General features: G+C 58.1%; 2 protein-coding genes. Both read right to left on the reverse strand.

Going from position 1 to position 1,266, the window contains the following annotated elements; translation table 11 throughout:
• Nucleotides 1–100: 100 nt before the first annotated feature.
• The gene (locus AiwAL_RS20195) at nt 101–589 is read right to left on the reverse strand and encodes an RES family NAD+ phosphorylase (RefSeq protein ID WP_262313494.1); all 489 of its coding nucleotides are present in this window, start codon (nt 587–589) and stop codon (nt 101–103) included.
• Nucleotides 586–999, reverse strand: coding sequence for an MbcA/ParS/Xre antitoxin family protein (locus AiwAL_RS20200; RefSeq protein ID WP_262313495.1), 414 nt, complete (start codon nt 997–999; stop codon nt 586–588). The genes AiwAL_RS20195 and AiwAL_RS20200 overlap by 4 nt, the downstream gene beginning before the upstream one ends.
• Nucleotides 1,000–1,266 lie beyond the last annotated feature (267 nt).

Below are 1,266 nucleotides of genomic sequence, written 5' to 3' on the forward strand. Positions count from 1 at the left end.
CCCATCGCCGCTCGGCGCGCATCACCAAAATGACCAAGCTCACCGCCTCGATTACCCACCTCATCCCTCCAAATCCAGGAGCGACGCAGGGAATCAGAGGTCAGACACGGGCGCAAGTAAATTGTGTGAATGCCGTAGCCCGCAGGTCATGGAGTGAAGCCCGAATATCCAGCACAAGCTCACGGAATTGCGATGTCCAACCAGGCGACTGGCTGGTCTGCGCCATGAAACGGGCATGATGGTGAATGGTCTCAAGCACGGCCGTCTCGAACGCTCGCGCGGCATAAAGCACGCCATAGGCACCAGCACTGAACCGGCTCGGCCGCTCAAGGCTGACATGCGTGAAGGGGGCCATGAGGTAGCTCGCCCCCGGCCCGGAAACGCGCCGCGCCACCGGCACCAGATCAAGTGCTCCGATCGTTTCCATGAGGCGCGGATTGGTCTTCTGCTCGGCGGCAATCAACAAGGGCCAATCTTCTGGATCGGCAATATCCTCAAACAAATCGATAGGCGGATACAAGCTGCGGATGATCCGCCTGGCACCAACCCAATGAACCGGCGAGATGGGTACGATCGACGGGTCGATCACCAGCCGCCACGCTCCGCATCCAGATAATTCCGCACACGCATGAGGTCGGCTAATTCACCATGGAGCATGACATCCAAAGCCGAGCTATCGCCAAAGCCCGTATTCGGGGCTTTGATCCAGGCATAGCCCCGAGCTGGCTCCTTGAAAATGATCCGCAAGGCTTTGTGGATTCCCATGAGGTTGGAGAGCCTGGCCTTGCCGTCGCGGCCAATCCGGCCAATCTCGCCGGCTTTCCAGCGGGCGAAGGTCCGGCGCGGCAAATCGAGGATGATCGCGGCCTGGTCGTCTGTCACCCCCCAAAGGCGGAAGAGGTTGAGGACCGCACGGAACATGGCGCCTGCCTCTTCATCGGTGATCGGGTCAGCCGAAAAAGGCTTTGGCGCAACGGTGATCTGGCTAAGCAGAGACATAGGCAACTCCTGTCATATGGCCTTTTATACTATAAAAATCGCCATACGGCAACAACCGCTATTCTCTCGCGGCGCTTACTGAAGCTGATCGTCAAATTATACGCCCCAACCACCCCGCCCAGCTTTACCCTAATCTTACTGTGTCATAAATCGAGCATTCTCGATTTGTCGTTGGCAACACGGGCATCTAGGCAGGGTTCTGGCGAGGGTGCGGGCGATTGTTGTTCTGAGCGTGGTCATTGATGTTGCGAGGTGGCGTTCAGGCCG

This window comes from Acidiphilium sp. AL, assembly GCF_025499445.1.
GTDB lineage: Bacteria > Pseudomonadota > Alphaproteobacteria > Acetobacterales > Acetobacteraceae > Acidiphilium > Acidiphilium iwatense.

Bases quoted from the DNA above. Each gene is read 5' to 3' on its own strand.
- AiwAL_RS20200 (WP_262313495.1), bottom strand. From the start codon at position 999: ATGTCTCTGCTTAGCCAGATCACCGTTGCGCCAAAGCCTTTTTCGGCT.